10 protein-coding genes are annotated in these 17,362 nt (G+C 74.3%); 3 read left to right on the top strand and 7 right to left on the bottom strand.

What is annotated here, in order from left to right; all coding sequences use genetic code 11:
- Positions 1 to 175 precede the first annotated feature (175 nt).
- Together ACIQPQ_RS07020 and ACIQPQ_RS07015 are read right to left on the bottom strand one after the other, a co-directional pair.
- Positions 176 to 3,667 (bottom strand): ATP-dependent helicase, encoded by a 3,492-nt coding sequence (locus ACIQPQ_RS07020; protein WP_401300688.1) that lies wholly within the window; start codon positions 3,665 to 3,667, stop codon positions 176 to 178.
- A 201-nt stretch (positions 3,668 to 3,868) separates the two neighbouring features.
- Positions 3,869 to 4,258, bottom strand: coding sequence for an MGMT family protein (locus tag ACIQPQ_RS07015; RefSeq protein ID WP_383777607.1), 390 nt, complete (start codon positions 4,256 to 4,258; stop codon positions 3,869 to 3,871).
- A 186-nt stretch (positions 4,259 to 4,444) separates the two neighbouring features.
- Here ACIQPQ_RS07015 and ACIQPQ_RS07010 point away from each other — a divergent pair, with 186 nt between their 5' ends.
- The 3 genes from ACIQPQ_RS07010 (at position 4,445) to ACIQPQ_RS07000 (ending at position 10,606) form a co-directional block, all read left to right on the top strand.
- Entirely contained in the window at positions 4,445 to 7,186 is a 2,742-nt protein-coding gene (locus ACIQPQ_RS07010) for a lysylphosphatidylglycerol synthase domain-containing protein (protein ID WP_401300685.1), read from the top strand.
- A 115-nt stretch (positions 7,187 to 7,301) separates the two neighbouring features.
- Positions 7,302 to 8,858, top strand: a complete 1,557-nt coding sequence (locus ACIQPQ_RS07005; RefSeq protein WP_401300682.1) for an alpha/beta hydrolase — start codon at positions 7,302 to 7,304, stop codon at positions 8,856 to 8,858.
- Positions 8,859 to 9,034: 176 nt separating this feature from the next.
- On the top strand, positions 9,035 to 10,606 hold the full coding sequence (locus tag ACIQPQ_RS07000) for an alpha/beta hydrolase (RefSeq protein WP_401300679.1): 1,572 nt from the start codon (positions 9,035 to 9,037) through the stop codon (positions 10,604 to 10,606).
- Positions 10,607 to 10,671: 65 nt separating this feature from the next.
- On the opposite strand, the gene moeZ is transcribed toward ACIQPQ_RS07000, so the two are convergent.
- The 5 genes from moeZ to ACIQPQ_RS06975 all read right to left on the bottom strand — a co-directional run bounded on the left by moeZ (position 10,672) and on the right by ACIQPQ_RS06975 (position 17,189).
- Positions 10,672 to 11,850, bottom strand: a complete 1,179-nt coding sequence (gene moeZ / locus ACIQPQ_RS06995) for an adenylyltransferase/sulfurtransferase MoeZ (protein WP_383777613.1) — start codon at positions 11,848 to 11,850, stop codon at positions 10,672 to 10,674.
- A 63-nt stretch (positions 11,851 to 11,913) separates the two neighbouring features.
- Positions 11,914 to 12,663 (bottom strand): spherulation-specific family 4 protein, encoded by a 750-nt coding sequence (locus tag ACIQPQ_RS06990; RefSeq protein WP_401300676.1) that lies wholly within the window; start codon positions 12,661 to 12,663, stop codon positions 11,914 to 11,916.
- Positions 12,651 to 13,613 carry an NAD-dependent epimerase/dehydratase family protein gene (locus ACIQPQ_RS06985; protein ID WP_383777617.1) on the bottom strand — a complete coding sequence of 321 codons (963 nt, stop codon included), beginning with the start codon at positions 13,611 to 13,613 and terminating at the stop codon, positions 12,651 to 12,653. Before ACIQPQ_RS06985 ends, ACIQPQ_RS06990 begins: the two co-directional genes overlap by 13 nt.
- Positions 13,614 to 13,851: 238 nt before the next feature.
- The gene (locus tag ACIQPQ_RS06980; RefSeq protein ID WP_401300672.1) at positions 13,852 to 15,255 is read right to left on the bottom strand and encodes a hypothetical protein; all 1,404 of its coding nucleotides are present in this window, start codon (positions 15,253 to 15,255) and stop codon (positions 13,852 to 13,854) included.
- Positions 15,252 to 17,189, bottom strand: a complete 1,938-nt coding sequence (locus tag ACIQPQ_RS06975) for a DUF3492 domain-containing protein (protein WP_401300669.1) — start codon at positions 17,187 to 17,189, stop codon at positions 15,252 to 15,254. Before ACIQPQ_RS06975 ends, ACIQPQ_RS06980 begins: the two co-directional genes overlap by 4 nt.
- Positions 17,190 to 17,362 lie beyond the last annotated feature (173 nt).

Here is a 17,362-nt window from a genome sequence, read left to right as displayed (position 1 = left end):
GCGGCGGGCACTGACACTCGGTGACAAATCGCCTGCGGTGGCGCGGGAGGCGCAGGTCAGGGCGGGTGGTGCGGTCCGTCACACCGAGGCCACGCGGACCGCGCCGGGGAACCGGACGGCCTCACTCCACCACCTGCCGTCCCTCAAGCCCACCCCACCACCTGCCGTTCCTCGGTCACTCCACCACCTGCCGTCCCTCGGGCCGTGCGCTGCACGAGGCGCGGAAGGAGCAGTGCGCGCAGTGCTGTCCGGCGCTGGGCGTGAAGCGTTCTTCGAGGACCTTGCCGGCCGCGGTGGCGAGCAGGTCGCCGACCCACTCCCCCTCCAGGGGTTCCTGGGCCTGCACCTTGGGCAGGGTGTCACCCCCGTCGCGCCGGGCGGCCCCTTGGCGGAGCTGGACGAGTTCGGCGCCGCCGGGTTCCGGGCGTACGCCGTCGAAGGCCTCGTCGACGGCGCCTTCGCGCACCGCGAGCTGGTAGACGGCGAGCTGGGGGTGGTGCTCGACCTCGCGCGCGGTGGGCGCCTGTTTGCCGGTCTTGAAGTCGACGACGTACGCGCGCCCCTGTCCGTCGGCCTCCACGCGGTCCATCTGGCCGCGGATGCGCACCTCGTAGTCGCCCGCGCCCAGGGTGACGTCGAAGTCGTGCTCGCTGGCGACGGGGGTGCGTCCGGCGCGGTCCATGACGTGCCACTGGAGGAACCGTTCGAGCGCCGCGCGCGCGTGCTCCTTCTCCTGCGCCGACTTCCAGGGCGCGTCGAAGGCGAGCGCGTTCCACACGGAGTCGAGGCGCTCCATGAGGACGGCGAGGTCGGCCGGGGTGCGCCCGGAGGCGACCTCGTCGGCCAGGACGTGCACGACGTTGCCGAAGCCCTGGGCGACGGTCGCGGGGGCGTCGGCCTTCACCTCCCGGCCGAGGAACCACTGGAGGGCGCAGGTGTTGGCGAGCTGGTCGAGGGCGCTGCCGGAAAGCACCACGGGCTGGTCGCGGTCGCGCAGCGGCACCTTGCTCTCGGTGGGGTCGAACATGCCCCACCAGCGGTAGGGGTGGGCCGACGGCACCAGGGGCCGCTCGTCCTCGTCGGAGAGCGCGGCGAGGCGGGCGAGGCGCTGGGCGGCGGCCTCCCGGAGCGGCTCCGACACCCGGGGGTCGACGGTGGTGAAGCGGAGTTCGGCGACCAGCGCGGCCACGGACAGGGGGCGGCGGGGGCGGCCGGTGACGTCCCGGGGTTCGACGCCGAGTTCGGTGAGGAAGCGGGACGGCTGGTCGCCGTCGTCGGCGGGCGCCTTGACGGCGGTCACGACGAGCCGGTCGCGCGCGCGTGTGGCGGCGACGTAGAACAGGCGGCGCTCCTCCGCGAGCAGGGCGCCCGGGGTGAGGGGTTCGGCGAGTCCGTCGCGGCCGATGCGGTCGGCCTCCAGGAGGGAGCCGCGGCGGCGCAGGTCCGGCCACAGGCCCTCCTGGACGCCCGCCACGACGACGAGGCGCCATTCCAGGCCCTTGGCGCGGTGCGCGGTCATCAGGCGGACGGCGTCGGGGCGGACGGCGCGGCCGGTGAGGGTGTCGGCGGCGATGTCCTCGGCCTCGATCTCGGACAGGAAGTTCAGGGCGCCGCGTCCGCCGGTGCGCTGCTCGGCGCGCGCGGCGGTGGCGAACAGCGCGCACACGGCGTCCAGGTCGCGGTCGGCGTTGCGTCCGGCCGCGCCGCCGCGGCGGGCGGCCCGTTCCAGCCGGGTGGGCCACGGGGTGCCTTCCCAGAGGTCCCAGAGCGCCTCCTCGGCGGTGCCGCCGCCCGCGAGGCGTGCGCGCGCCTTGCCGAGCAGCGCGCCGAGCCGCTGGGCGCCACGCGCGTAGGCCGGGTCGTGGACGACGAGGCGTTCCGGTTCGGCCAGCGCGCGCGTGAGCAGTTCGTCCGAGGGGGGCGGCAGGGTGTTCCCGGCCGCGCGCTCCTCGTCGCGCAGGGCGCGTCCGAGGCGGCGCAGGTCGGCGGCGTCCATCCCGGCCAGGGGCGAGGCGAGGAGGGTGAGGGCGGTCTCGGTGTCGAGCCAGCAGGGCTCGGGCCGCGGCTCCTGGGCCGTCACGGGCGTGGCGGTCGTGTCGTCGGTGCCCGGCGCTGCGGCCGTGCTCTCGGCGCCCTCGTCCGTGGCCGTCTCCTCGTCCGTGGACGTCTCCTCGACCGTCGGCCCCGCGGCCGACGGTCGGGCGTCGGGAGCCGTCTCCGCCGTCTCCGGCGCCCGCTCGGGGCGCTCCTCCGCGCCCGGGGTCACCTCCCCCGTGGCCGCCGCGGCGACGGCGCGCAGGGCCGTCAGCAGCGGCGCCACCGCCGGTTCGTGGCGCAGGGGCAGGTCGTCGCCGTCGATGTCGAGCGGGACACCGGCGGCCGTGAGCGCGCGGCGGACGGTCGGGATCGTGCGGGAGCCCGCGCGCACGAGGACGGCCATGTCGCCCCACGGCATCCCGTCCTCCAGGTGGGCCCGGCGCAGGATGTCGGCGATGTTGTCCGTCTCGGTGCCGGGCGTCGGGTAGGTGTACACCTCCACCCGGCCGCCGTCGCGCGCGGCGGCGAGATCGCGGTGGGCGCGGACCTTGTCGGCGGGGAGCCGGGTGAGGGGCATGCGCTGGGTCAGCAGCCGGGTGGCGGCGAGCAGACCGGCGCCGGAGCGGCGCCCGGTGCGCAGGACGGCCACGGGAGCCGGGCGGCCGTCCACGCGCGCGAAGGCGTCCGGGAACTCCAGGATGCCGTTCACGTCGGCGCCGCGGAACGTGTAGATCGACTGGTCGGGATCGCCGAAGGCGACCAGGGTGCGGCCGCCGCCCGCGAGCGCGCGCAGCAGCCTTACCTGCGCGGGGTCGGTGTCCTGGTACTCGTCGACGTAGACGGCGTCGTACTGCGCGGCGAGCCGTTCGGCGACGTCCGGGCGGTGGGCGAGGAGGACCGCGCGGTGGACGAGTTCGGCGTAGTCGATCACGCCGTGCAGGTCGAGGACGTCTAGGTACTCGGCGAGGAAGGCGGCCGCGGCACGCCAGTCGGGGCGGCCGATGCGGCCGGCGAAGGCGTCCAGGGCGTCGGGGGCGAGGCCCAGCTCTCGGCTGCGGGCGAGGACCGCGCGAACCTCGTCGGCGAAGCCGCGGGTGGTGAGGCAGGCGCGGAGGTCGTCGGGCCAGCGTACGTGCGCGAGGCCGAGCCGGCGCAGTTCGGCCTGGCCCGCGAGCAGGTCGCGGACGGCCACGTCCTGCTCGGGTCCGGAGAGCAGCCGCAGCGGTTCCACGAACAGGTCGCTGTCCTGGTGGCCGCGGACGAGGGCGTAACAGTACGAGTGGAAGGTGGTGGCGCGCGGCGCGCGGGCGGCGCCCATGCGCAGCGCCATGCGGTCGCGCAGTTCGACGGCGGCCTTGCGGCTGAAGGTGAGCACCAGGATGCGCGCGGGGTCGCCGCCGCGCGCGACGCGGGCGGCCACCGACTCGACCAGGGTGGTCGTCTTCCCCGTGCCCGGCCCGGCGAGGACGAGCAACGGGCCGGTGGCGTGGTCAACCACGGAACGCTGGGCGGCGTCCAGACGAGGGGGCTCCCTCCGCACCGGCGGGGTGCGCACCAGCCGGTACGCGCCGCGGCTCCCCTGCCGCCCCTGGGGGTGCGGCGGGCGCCTGGTGGAGAAAGAGGAACTCACGTGGTTCGCCGGTCCTGGTGGGTGTACAGGTCGTCACTGCGGGGGCGGGTCGCCGTCGGCGCCTTCGCCGAGGGGCGGCACGCGTGTCACGCGAGTCCCCCGCCCCTCGAACGTACGGCATGCCGCGGACGTGCCTCGTCGGCGCCGTGTCGCCCGGACGGACCACGGGCTCCCGCCGGGCGGGGCCGATGGCGGAAGCTGTCAGGTGTGACGTTCCGCATGCTCGCCCCCGTCCCAGCGCGCGCGTCTCATGTCGAGGCGCGGCAGATGGCCCTCGGCGGCCCGGCTGGCCTCCTTCAGCGGCGTGCCCTCGGCGCGGTACCGGTCCAGGGCGCGCAGCTCGTGGCCCGGCAGGAGGGTCCCGTCGGCGCGCACGACACGCCACCAGGGGACAGCTCCCCCGTAGAGGGCCATCGCGCGGCCGACCTGCCGGGGGCCGCCCTCCTCCAGCCATTCGGCCACGTCGCCGTAGGTCATGACCCGGCCGCGCGGAATCAGCTCCGCGACCTGGAGGACCCGCTCGGCGTACTCCGGAAGCGCGTCCTCCGTGTACTCCGGGCGGGCGTCGTCCGGAAGGCTCTGGTCGCTCATCCGCCCCATCCTGCACCACCCCACCGACAATGCGACGGGTCCGCGCCCCTGTGTGACCCTCGCCCCCGACGAGGTGCTTCGGGCAGACCGCGCGCCCCGCGTTTGCACCCTGATGCCCCTGTGTGTCGGTGCGGCATGCCACCATCGTGCAGGCGGTGACCGGTGATACGAGATCAAGAAGAGACGATGAAGCAGCAGGGTGTGCATCCCGAGGACGCGGAGGGCACCTCTGACGCTGCGTCGCGCCCGGCGGCCTCCGTACCGTCCGAACAGGACGAGAGTCTGGTCGAGGTGACGGACATCGACGAGGTGGAGGGCGACGAACCGCTCCTCCCCGCGCGCGTGCACCGGCCTTCCGATCTGATGCGGCTGCTGGTGGGGGTGCTCGCCGTCGTCGTGCTGCTGGCCGTCGCCGCCTTTGCGCACGGAACGACGTCCGGCCTGGAACAGGACATCAACAAGGGCACCGGACAGGCGCCCGACCTGCTGATCAAGATCGCGGGACTCGCGTCGAGCATCGCGATCCTGCTGGTCCCGGTGGCGTTCGCCATCGAGCGGCTCATCAAGCGCGACGGCCTGCGGATCGCCGACGGCGTGCTCGCGGCGGTCCTGGCGCACGGCGTGACGCTCGCCACCGACCTGTGGGTCGCCAAGGCGGCCCCCGACTCCATCCAGGAGGCGCTGACCCAGCCCTCCCCCGGCGACATCCACGCCCTCACCGACCCCGTGCACGGCTATCTGGCACCCGTGATCGCCTATATGACGGCCGTCGGCATGTCCCGGCGCCCCCGCTGGCGGGCGGTGCTGTGGATCGTGCTGATGCTCGACGCGTTCTCCATGCTGGTCACCGGCTACACGACGCCGTTCTCGATCATCCTCACCGTGCTGATCGGCTGGACGGTCGCCTACGGCACGCTGTACGCGGTCGGCTCGCCGAACGTACGGCCCACGGGACGCACGCTGATGGCGGGTCTGCGGCACGTCGGGTTCCGCCCGGTGAGCGCCGCGCGCGAGGACGTCTCCGAGAACCAGGAGACCGGGGACCGGGGCCGACGGTACTTCGTCACCCTGGAGGACGGTCCGCCGCTGGACGTGACGGTCGTCGACCGGGAGCAGCAGGCGCAGGGGTTCTTCTACCGCACCTGGCGCAACCTGACCCTGCGCGGCTTCGCGACCCGCAGCAGCCTCCAGTCGCTGCGCCAGGCGCTGGAGCAGGAGGCCCTTCTGGCGTACGCGGCGATCGCGGCCGGGGCCAACGCGCCCAAGCTGATCGCGACCTCGGAGCTGGGCCCCGACGCCGTCATGCTCGTCTACGAGCACACCGGGGGCCGGACGCTGGACTCGCTGACGGACGAGGAGATCACCGACGAGCTGCTGCATGACACGTGGCACCAGGTGCGCGCGTTGCAGTCCCGGCGCATCGCGCACCGCAGGCTGGTCGGCGACGCGATCCTGGTGGATCGTTCCGGCACGGTGATCCTCACCGATCTGCGGGTCGGTGAGATCGCGGCGGGTGACCTGCTGCTCCGCATGGACGTGTCGCAACTGCTCGTCACACTGGGCCTGCGGGTGGGGGCCGAGCGGGCGGCGTCCTCGGCGGTGAACGTGCTGGGGCCGGACGCCGTGGCGGACTGCCTGCCGATGCTCCAGCCCATCGCGTTGAGCCGTTCCACGCGCGCGACGCTGCGCAGGCTGGCCAGGGAGCGCGCGCAGCGCGAGCGCGACGCGGTCCTGGAGGCGTCCCGGCAGGCCAAGCAGGCCCGCCACGAGGCCGCCGAGGAGTCGGCCGGGACCGGGCCCGACGGTCTCGGCAGCCCCGTACGCCTCGACAAGCCCGAGAAGATCGACAAGAAGGCCGTACGCGCGGAGTCCCGGGCGCAGAAGCGGGCGATCGACGAGGCGCTGGACGAGGCCCGCGAGGAGGATCTGCTGACCCAGATCCGGCACGAGGTGCTCCGTATCCGGCCGCAGGCGCCGGTGGAACCGGCCCGGCTGGAGCGCATCCGGCCGCGCACCCTGATCAGTTTCATCGCGGGCGCGTTCGGCGCGTACTTCCTGCTGACGCAGCTCACGCACATCGAGTTCGGCCCGCTGATCGCCAACGCCGAGTGGGGCTGGGTGGCGGCGGCGGTGCTGTTCTCGGCGGTCAGCTACGTGGCGGCGGCGATGAGCCTGCTGGGGTTCGTGCCGGAGCGGGTGCCGTTCGTGCGGACCGTGGCGGCGCAGGTCGCAGGGTCGTTCGTGAAGATCGTGGCGCCCGCGGCGGTCGGCGGGGTCGCGCTCAACACGCGCTTCCTCCAGCGGGCGGGGGTGCGGCCCGGACTGGCGGTGGCCAGTGTGGGCGCCTCGCAGCTGTTCGGCCTGGGCTGTCACATCCTGATGCTGCTGTCGTTCGGCTATCTGACCGGCACGGAGAAGACGCCGTCGCTGTCGCCGTCCCGGACGGTCATCGCGGGTCTGCTGACGGTGGCGGTGCTCGTACTGGTCGTGACGTCGGTGCCGTTCCTGCGGAAGTTCGTCGTCACGCGCGTACGGTCGCTCTTCGCTGGCGTGGTGCCGCGCATGCTGGACGTGCTCCAGCGGCCGCAGAAGCTGGTCACCGGCATCGGCGGGATGCTGCTGCTGACGGCCTGCTTCGTGATGTGCCTGGACGCGTCGATCCGCGCGTTCGGCGACGAGAACACCTCGATCAGCATCGCCAGCGTCGCCGTCGTGTTCCTCGCCGGGAACGCGCTCGGGTCGGCGGCGCCGACGCCGGGCGGAGTCGGCGCCGTGGAGGCGACCCTGACGGTCGGCCTGATCGCCGTGGGCCTGCCCAAGGAGGTCGCGGCGCCCGCGGTGCTGCTGTACCGCCTGCTGACGCTGTGGCTGCCCGTCCTGCCGGGCTGGCTGGCGTTCAACCATCTGAGTCGCAAGGGCGCGCTGTAGGCGCGGCCGCCGGGCGGCCCGTTCGACGGGACGCCTGGCGGCCGTGCTCGGACGGCCGTACCTCGTACGGACCGTGGCCCGCGCGCGTGCGCGGGGCCGACCGCAGGATGGGGTCATGCCGAACCCCTTCCGCCCCCGCTCCGCCGTGCTCGCCGCGACCGCCGCCGCAGTGCTGTCCTCGCTCCTGGCGGGCTGCGGCGACGGCTCCCGGACACCCGGTGACGAGGATCTGACGGCGCAGAAGCTGAGCTGGAAGGCGTGTCCGGCGCCCTCGCAGGCGGAGGGCGGCGGGAGTGCGCCGCCGCCGCTGCCGGACGGCACGCCGTGGCAGTGCGCGACCATGAAGGCGCCGCTGAGCTGGGACGACCCCGAGGGCGACACGATCGGGATCGCCCTGATCCGGGCCCGTACGAGCGGACCCGGCGACCGGCGGATCGGGTCGCTGCTGTTCAACTTCGGCGGGCCCGGCGGCTCGGGCGTGACCACGCTGCCCGCGTTCGGCGCGGACTACGCGACCCTGCGCACCCGCTACGACCTGGTGAGCTTCGATCCGCGCGGGGTGGGCCGCAGCGCGGGCGTGCGCTGCGAGGACGACCAGCAGCTCGACGCCTACTTCGAGCAGGACACCACTCCCGACGACGCAGCGGAGCGCACGACGCTCCTGGACAACACGAAGCAGTTCAACGCGGCCTGCGAGGAGAACTCCGGGAAGGTCCTGCCGCACGTACGGACCACCGACGCGGCCCGCGACATGGACCTCATGCGCCAGGTCCTCGGCGACGACCGGCTGTACTACTTCGGCATCTCCTACGGCACCGAACTCGGCGGGGTGTACGCCCACCTCTTCCCGAAGAAGGTGGGCCGGGCCGTGTTCGACGCGGTCGTCGACCCGACACAGACCCCCGAGCAGGGGTCGCTGGGGCAGGCCAGGGGCTTTCAGCTGGCGCTCGACAACTACGCCGAGAACTGCACGTCGCAGACGGAGGACTGCCCGGTCGGGGACACCCCGCAGGACGTCAAGGACCGGATCGCCAAGCTGCTGAAGGACCTCGACCGCAAGCCGATCCCCGGCGCCTTCCCCCGCGAACTGACCCAGAGCCTGGCCACCACCGGCATCGCCCAGGCGCTGTACTCGCAGGACTTCTGGGAGTACCTGACCGAGGGCCTCGAACAGGCCTACGACGGTGACGGCCGCGTCCTGATGCTGCTGGCCGACTCGATGAACGGCCGCGGCGAGAACGGCGAGTACAGCAACCTGACCGCGGCCAACGTCTCCATCAACTGTGCCGACGACAAGCCCCGGTACACGGTCGCCGACGTCGAGCGGAGGCTGCCCGAGTTCCGGTCGGCCTCGCCCCTGTTCGGGGACTTCCTGGCCTGGGGCATGATCGGCTGCACCGACTGGGCGGTCCCGGGCGCGGCCGACCACCCGGACGTGAGCGCCCCCGGTTCGGCGCCGATCCTCGTCGTCGGCAACACCGGCGACCCGGCGACCCCGTACGAGGGGGCGCGCAAGATGGTGGACGCGCTGGGCGACGGCGTCGGCATCGAACTGACCTACCGGGGGCAGGGCCACGGCGCCTACGACAGCAAGGACCGGTGTGTGCGCACGGCGGTGGACGGATACCTGCTGAACGGGCGGAACCCGGCCGCCGGCACCGTCTGCCCCTGACCGTCGGCACCGTCTGCCCCTGACCGCCGACGCCGTCCACCGCACCCGAAGGCCGGGTGAATCCACAGGTCACAGCGTTTTCCACAGCCCCCGACGGCCTTTTCGTGATCCGCCTACCATGGCCTGACAGCCGGGCGCCGCTCATGGGCGACGGCTCACACGAGGGGGACGGGCACATGGCACGACTCGTACGGTGGACGGCGGCGGGCGCCGCCGCGGCACTGCTCATGACGGGGTGCGGCGACGGGGCGGACGGCGGCGACGACAAGGGACCGGCCAAGGACCGGCGGGCCCCGGCGAGCACCCCGCAGCAGCGGGAGACACCGTCGGCCCCGGCCCTGGCCCTGCCGTCTTCGCTGACCGGGCAGCGGCTGGACTGGGGGGCCTGCAAGAGCACGAAGGACTCGCCCGCGCCGAGCGGCGAGTGGCGGTGCGCGACGCTGAAAGCGCCCCTGGACTGGGCGAAGCCCGCGGGGAAGACGATCGATCTCGCGCTGATCCGCGCGCAGTCCCGGGGCACGGGGGAAGAACGGCTCGGCTCCCTGCTGTTCAACTTCGGCGGCCCCGGCGGCTCGGGGGTCGACACGATGCCGGCCTTCGGCTCCACGTTCTCCTCGCTGCGCGAGCGGTACGACCTGGTGAGCTGGGACCCGCGGGCGGTCGGCGGCAGCGAGGGGGTGCGCTGCCGCGGCGACAAGGCGATCCAGGCCGCCGAGTCCGTCGACGCCACCCCGGACACCCCGGCCGAGGAGCGGGCCTACTTCCAGGACGCCACCGACTTCGGGGAGGGCTGCCGCAAGGACGCCGGTGACCTGCTGGCGCACGCCTCGACCACCGACACCGCGCGGGACATGGACCTGATGCGCCAGGTCCTCGGCGACGACAAGTTGCACTACTTCGGCATCTCCTACGGCACCGAACTCGGCGGGGTGTACGCCCACCTCTTCCCGAAGAAGGTGAGCCGCGTCGTCCTGGACGCGGTGGTCGACCCGACCGCCGACACGGTGGGCCACGCGCGCAATCAGACCAAGGGCTTCCAACTGGCCCTCGACAACTACCTCAAGTCGACCGGCCAGGACCCGAAGCGGGGCAGTGAGAAGATCGCCGCCCTGCTGCGGCGGATCGACGGCAAGCCCCTGCCGACCTCGTCGGGACGGGAACTGACCCAGTCGCTCGCCGTCATCGGCATCTTCCTGCCCCTGTACAGCCAGGACAGCTGGCCAGTGCTCACCGACGCCCTGAAATCGGCGGAGAAGGGCGACGGCACCGGGCTGCTGGCCCTAGCCGACGGCTACAACGACCGCGACCCCGAAGGGCGATACGGCACGACGACCCACGCCCAACGGGTCATATCGTGCTCGGACGACAAGCAGCGGCCGACGGCCGAGGACGTCAGGAAGCTGCTGCCGGAGTTCGAGAAGCTGTCGCCCGTGTTCGGCCCGTTCCTGGCCTGGGACGCGTCCGGCTGGTGCCACGACTGGCCGGTGGCCGGGCAGTTCGACACCCCGGAGACCGACGCGGCCGGTGCCGCCCCGATCCTGCTGGTCGGCAACACCGGCGACCCGGCGACACCGTACGAGGGCACGCGCCGGATGGCGGACGAGCTGGGCGAGGGGGTCGGTGTGGTGCTCACCTGGAAGGGCGAGGGACACCGTGCCTACGGCAGCGGGAGCGACTGCGTCGACTCGACCGTGGACCGCTATCTCCTGGACGGCGATGTGCCGCGGGACGGCAAGGTCTGCTCCTGACGCCGACGGGGGCCCCGCGCACCCTCGGCGCGCGGAGCCCCCGTCGTCCGGGCGGGCCCGTCGGATCAGTAGACGGGCTTGCTCGGCTCGATCTGGTGGACCCAGCCGATGACACCGCCACCCACGTGGACGGCGTCGGCGAAGCCCGCCGACTTGAGCACCGCGAGGACCTCCGCGCTGCGCACGCCGGTCTTGCAGTGCAGGACGATCTTCTTGTCCTGCGGCAGGCCCTCCAGGGCGGTGCCGAGCAGGAACTCGTTCTTCGGGATCAGCTTGGCGCCCGGGATGGAGACGATCTCGTACTCGTTCGGCTCGCGGACGTCGATGATCTCGATGTTCTCGCCGTCGTCGATCCACTCCTTGAGCTGCTTGGGAGTGATCGTCGAACCGGCGGCCGCCTCCTGGGCCTCCTCGGAGACGACGCCGCAGAAGGCCTCGTAGTCGATGAGTTCGGTGACGGTCGGATTCTCGCCGCAGACCGCGCAGTCGGGGTCCTTGCGGACCTTGACCTGGCGGTACTGCATCTCCAGGGCGTCGTAGATCATCAGACGGCCGACCAGCGGCTCGCCGGTGCCGGTGAGGAGCTTGATGGCCTCGGTGACCTGGATGGAGCCGATCGACGCGCACAGCACGCCGAGGACGCCGCCCTCGGCGCAGGACGGGACCATGCCGGGCGGCGGGGGCTCCGGGTACAGGCACCGGTAGCAGGGGCCGTGCTCGGACCAGAAGACCGAGGCCTGGCCGTCGAAGCGGTAGATCGAGCCCCACACGTACGGCTTGTTGAGCAGGACGGCGGCGTCGTTGACCAGGTAGCGGGTCGCGAAGTTGTCCGTGCCGTCGACGATCAGGTCGTACTCGCGGAAGATGTCGAGGACGTTCTCGGCCTCCAGCCGCTCCTCGTGCAGCACCACGTTCACGTACGGGTTGATGCCGAGGACGGAGTCGCGGGCGGACTCCGCCTTGGAGCGGCCGATGTCGGCCTGGCTGTGGATGATCTGCCGCTGGAGGTTCGACTCGTCGACCTCGTCGAACTCGACGATGCCGAGGGTGCCCACACCGGCCGCGGCCAGGTACATCAGCGCCGGCGAGCCCAGGCCGCCGGCGCCGACACAGAGCACCTTGGCGTTCTTCAGCCGCTTCTGCCCGTCCATCCCCACGTCCGGGATGATCAGGTGGCGGGAGTACCTGCGGACCTCGTCTACGGTGAGCTCGGCGGCCGGCTCGACCAGGGGTGGCAGCGACACGGGGACTCCGTTGGTCGGTCTATCACTACGGTTGTTCTCTCCGTAACACTGCCATGGGCTTCTTCATTCCGAGACACCCGTCCCGACCCGCGAGACGATCTCGTCCCAGTAGCCGGGCATGGTCGTCCAGGGGTCGAGGTGCCCGCACGGGTCGTGGCGGTCGGTGAACCAGATGGTGGCCGCTCCCTGCCAACGGGCGAGGCGCAAAGCCTCATCGAGATGGCCGCGGGGCACGCCGTGCACGAAGTGGCAGAAACGCTCGGGCGGGTAGTCCGCCGTCCACTCGGCCGCCTGGGACCAGCGGTAGTCGCTCCAGGGGCCGGAGAAGGTGACGAGCTGGTCGGCGGTCTCGGCGTAGCTGGGGTGCGGGTGGGCGCCGTGGCCGAGCACGACGTGGGGCGCGTCCCGCAGGGTCCGCAGCGTGTCGACGGTGCGGCGGACCTGCGGGAGGGAGCCGCGTTCGGTGGGGCAGCGGTCGAGGAGGAAGCCGTCGACCCGGTACCAGTCGGCGTACCGCCGGGCCTCGTCGAGGACGTCGGCGGCGGCGCGGGCGCCGTGGACGGCGTCGAGACGGCCAAGGACGCGGACGCCCGCGTTGCGCAGCCGCCCGGCCGCCGCCAGGCAGTGCGGGTCGGGGCGGACACCGGGGCCGTCGGCGACGTCGAGGACGACCCAGTGCAAGGGAGGTCCGGGGCGGGTGAGTTCGCCCCACTCGGCGGGCGCGAGGAGGGGGTGCGCGAAGCCCGGCACCCCGAACCCGGTGCCCGTGTCGGTACCGGTGGCGGCCGGCCGGACACGGCTCAGATACGACACGCCGCCTCCATCCAGATGTCGGCGAGGGACTCCTCCAGGCCGATCCGGGGCCGCCAGCCCAGCCGGTCGCGGGCCGTGCGCACGTCGGCCTGCTGCCAGCTGCCGCAGCCGTCGGGGTACGGGTACGCGACGGGCGCCGCGTGGTCGGATTCGCTCCGGGGGTGGCCGATGGTCGCGCGGAGGTGGGGGCCGGGCGGGCCGTCGAGTTCGTGGAGGGCGCCGCCGTATCCGGCGACCCGGGCGAGGACGGAGGCGGCGTCGCGGAGCCGGACGGCACGGCCGGAGCCGATGTTGATGACGCCCTGCGCGGCGGAGAGCGAGGCCGCGTGCACGGCGCGCGCCACGTCGCGGACGTCGACGAAGTCGCGCTGGGCGCCGAGTCCGGCGAGTTTGAGTTCGCCGTCGCCGGACTGCATGGCGCGGCGCATCGCCTCGGCGAGCCGGCCCAGCGGCGAACCGGCGGGGGTGCCGGGACCGGCCGGGGAGAAGACGCGCAGGACGACCGCGTCCAGGCCGGAACCGAGGACGAGTTCGGTGGCGGCGAGTTTGCTGACGCCGTACGGGCCGCCGGGGCGGGGGACGGCGTCCTCGGCCGTGGAGGAGCCCGGCTGGCTCGGGCCGTACTCGGCGCCGCAGCCGATCTGGACGAGACGGGCGCCGCAGCCGCTGCGGCGCAGCGCCTCGCAGACGGTGGCGACGGCGACGGTGTTGTGCCGGGTGAGTTCGCGGGCGCCGCCGCGGGTGGCGCCCGCGCAGTTGACGACGACCTGGGGGTGCACCGCGTCGAGGAAGCGGGTGAGCGCGCCGGGGCTGCCGCTCGCGAGGTCGAAGCGGACGTCGGCGTCGTCGCCGCGGCCGAGCGCGGTGAGCTGGACGGCCGGGTCGGCGAGCAGACGGTCGGCGACGAAGCGCCCGATGTAGCCGTTGGCTCCGATCAGCAGGACCCTCATCGCGCGCCTCCCCGGGTGCGCGTCGCGGCCGCGCCTGGGGCCGCGGGGGCTCCGGCGACCGCGGGTGCCCCGGCGGCCCCGGTGGCTCCGGATCGGGAGGTGGTCATCTGTTCTCTCCTTAGGGGGTGGTGCGCAGGTCGGGGAGCGCGTGCGTCGTGCGGTGCGTGGGTGCGGGGCACGGTGGGGGTGGCGCGGCGCGGTGGTCGGGGGCGGAGGTCCGCGGCGGGACGGCTCCGGGTCAGTACGGCGGTCCGGTGCGCGCGTGGGCCGAGGCCCGGGTGAGCGCGCGGGTCGCGTGGACGAGCAGGGCCAGGGCGGCCGCGCCGCAGGCGAGGGCGGGCAGGGCGCCCGGCCCCCACGCGGTGACCAGGCGGTCGACGGGTTCGGCGAGGAGGCCGCAGCCGGGCAGTCGGCCCGCGAGGACGGTGGCCGGTCCGAGGGCCACGGCCGCGCCGGACAGGCGGAGGGCCAGCGCCGGGGCACGGCTGTGGCCGTGGACGGTGAGGAGGCGGGCGAGCAGGAGGAGGGCGCCGAGGGTGATCGTCTGCGCGTAGGCGGCGGGCTCGTCCAGGGCCGCCGCGCAGAGGCCCGTCAGGGCGGCGACGGCGCCCAGGAACAGGGCGACGGTGCCGAGAAGGAGGGGGCGTACGGAGGCGGCGAACTCGTCCAGGCCCCGGCTGCCGTGCAGTGCGCGCCGGGCGCGTACGGAGAGGAGGTGGGCGCACCCGGCGGCGGGCGCGACGGCGAGGCCCAGGGTGAGCAGGGCGGCAGGGGCGAGCGGCCAGGCGCCGTCGGCGGTGCCGGTGGGCAGTCCGTCGGGGCCGCCGTCGACGGCGGCGCGCAGGAGACCGTCGCCGAGGGCCGCGTAGGCGAGGAGCCAGCAGGTCCAGCCGCCGGCGCCGGGCGCGGTGGGGTGCGGGGTGCGGCCGGGGGCGGCGAGCGGGCCCCGGCGCAGCACGGCGCGCAGGGCGAGGGCCACGGCCAGGACGCCCGCCCCGGCGGTCAGGAAGCGGGCCCGGCCGTGGGTCAGGGGCAGGGCGACGACGGCCGCGGCGCACAGGACGCCGGGCAGCAGGGTGAGGAGCGCCCGGTCCAGGCGGGCCCGGGGGGCCGGGGCGGTCGTGGGGCGTGGGGGCGGGTCGCCGTCGCGGGGCACGCGGGCGTACATCTCCTCCGCGAGGGAGAAGACGTCCCGGTGCCGGAAGCGGGCGGCGGTGCGGTCGGTGACGCCGTGCGCCTCCAGTCCGGCGGCGATCTCCAGGGGGTCGACGGCGCGTTCGCAGAGGTCGCGGTGACGGTGCATCAGTGCCTTGACCGGGTCGGCGGCGCCACGACGGGACGGGCCTACCACCGGGGCACCACCGGCCGGGACGCCCCCGCGGCGGGGGCGCGCGGCGGAGTCCGGGGGCGCGGGTCTCGGCGGTTCGGCACAAGACGACTCGGGGCGTGGAGACGCGGCGCCTGGCGAGTTGTCGCCCGCCGATGCCGGTGCCAGTGGCGGGTGCGCGGCGTCGGCGGCCTTGCAAAGGTCGGGGTCGGGGCCGTGGGCGAGGTCGTTCGCGAGCCATTCCTCCGAGCGCTCGTCCCAGGGGCCGGAGCTGACCGGGGCGCCGGGCCGGTCCAGTTCGCCCAGGCCGCTCATCGGGCCCCCTCCGTGACGACGGCCGGACCGGCCGCCTCCTGCGGACCCGGCCCTCCGGGACCGTCGGGGCCGCGCCACGGGGAGGTACGTCCGCCGAGGCGGGTCCAGCGGCCGGGCAGCCATGCCTCGGTCGGGACCGCGAAGGGCCGTGGGTCACCGGCCGCGTCCACGAGGACCCTGCGGACAGGGCTCCGGGCGACGACGTCGAGGTAAATGCTGTGAAATGCCGCGATGTTCTGCTCGACGGAGAAGAGTTCGAGCGCGCGGGCGCGGGCTGCCGCGCCCAGGCGCGCACGGCGCCCGGGGTCGCGCAGCAGGGCCACGCACGCCTCCGCGAGCGCCCGGGGGTTGCGTGGCGGGACGACGAGTCCGGTGCCGCCGACGACCTCGACGACCGCGCCGACGTCGGTCGACACGGTCGCGCGCCCACAGAACATCGCCTCGACCAGTCCCACCGGGAAGCCCTCGACGACGCTGGACAGCACGACGACGGAACTCTCGGCGTAGGCGTCAGCGAGGGTCGGCGCCTCCGGCCCGCCGACCTCCTCGAAGGAGACCGGGTTCTCCCCGACGGCGTGCGGTCCCGCGGCCTCGTCCGGGAAGAGCTGGGCCGCCAGCATCCGGCAGTGTCCGAGATACGCGGCGCCCTCGCTGGTCCCGGCCGGTGCGCCGACGATCCGCAGGCGCGTTCCGGGCCGGGCGCGCCGGACATCGGCGAAGGCGTGCAGCAGGGACACCAGGTCCTTCGCCGGTTCCACCCGGCCGACCCACACCAGCGTGTCCGGACCGGCACCCCGCACCGGCTCACCGGCGCCACCGGCCTCACGGTCGTCACCGACCCCACCGAGCCCACCCGCCGCCCCACCGGCGCCATCGACATCGGCGGCTTCCGCAACGTCGGCGGCCTCCGCAACGTCGGCGGCCTCCGCGACCTCGGCCGCCTCCGCGGCTGCGGCGAACCGCGTGGCGTCCATGCCCGGATAGACGGTGCGCAGCTTGGCGCGGTCGGCGCCGCAGCGCTCCTGCCAGCGGCGGGTGTGCGCGTTGCCAGGCGTCACGCAGGCCGCCTTGAGATACACCTCGGCGGCGAGTCGGCCGTGGAACGCGGCGAGCAGGGCCCTTACGGCCGGGGCGTCCGCGGCGGCGAAGCCGGAGCCTGCATCAGAGCCGGAGCCGGTGCCAGTACCGGAGCCCGAACCCGAACCCGGTACCGAGGCAGCGTCGGGGGCGAGATAGTGCGTCCGCAGCCGCACCCCGTACTCCGTGACCACGAGCGGGACGTCGAAGAAGTGGCGGGCCAGGAGGCCGGGGAGGGCCGCTGCGCCGCCGGAGGTGGCGTGGCAGAGGTCCACGGAGCCGAGCCCGCTGTCCGCGTCGTCCTCGTACCAGTCGAACGAGAGGGGGCGCAGGGCGCGTTCGAGGTGCGCGGCGACGGCAAGCAGCTCCGGCACCCGCGCCTCGCGCGCCGTGCGGAGTGCGCCGGGGGCGCGACAGGCTCGCTCTAGGGCGCGTACGGCGCACTCCGCGCGGAGTGCGCCCACCAGTCCGCCCTCGTCGCGGGCCAGCTCGGCGAGGCCGTACAGCGCGTAGCCGAAACGGTCCGCCTCGGCGGCGGAGCGGCTTCTGCCGAAGTCGGCCGGGCGTCCCTCGCAGAGGGCGGCGACCAGATGGCCGTAGTACTCGGTGAAGCGCCGGCGCGCGCGCCGCCCGTACACCACCCCGTCGTGCGGGGCGGTCCACAGGGGGGCGGTGCGGACCCGGCCGACCTGCGGCGGGAGGTCGACCCGGCCGCCGGACTCCTGGTGCTCGTCGCGGCTGAGCGCGTAGAGGTCGAACTCGTGCCGCGCGAGCCCGCGTACGAGCCGGTCGCACCAGAGTGCGGCGTCACCGTTCACATACGGATAGCCACCCTCCGTAAGCAGTCCGATGCGCACGAGTGCACCCCCGATCTCCCTTTCGGTGAGCCGCCGTTGACCCGGCGGCTCGCAGCGGGACGAACGTATGCGGACGAGACGGTGGCGGGGGGGGGGGGGGGGGGGGGGGGCGCCCCCCCCGGGGGGGCCGGGGGGGGGCGGGGGGGGGGGGGGGGGGGCGGGGGCGGGCGAGA

The sequence above is a fragment of the Streptomyces sp. NPDC091281 genome (genome assembly GCF_044757425.1).
GTDB lineage: Bacteria > Actinomycetota > Actinomycetes > Streptomycetales > Streptomycetaceae > Streptomyces.
This window is presented reverse-complemented; position numbering and strand designations above follow the sequence as displayed.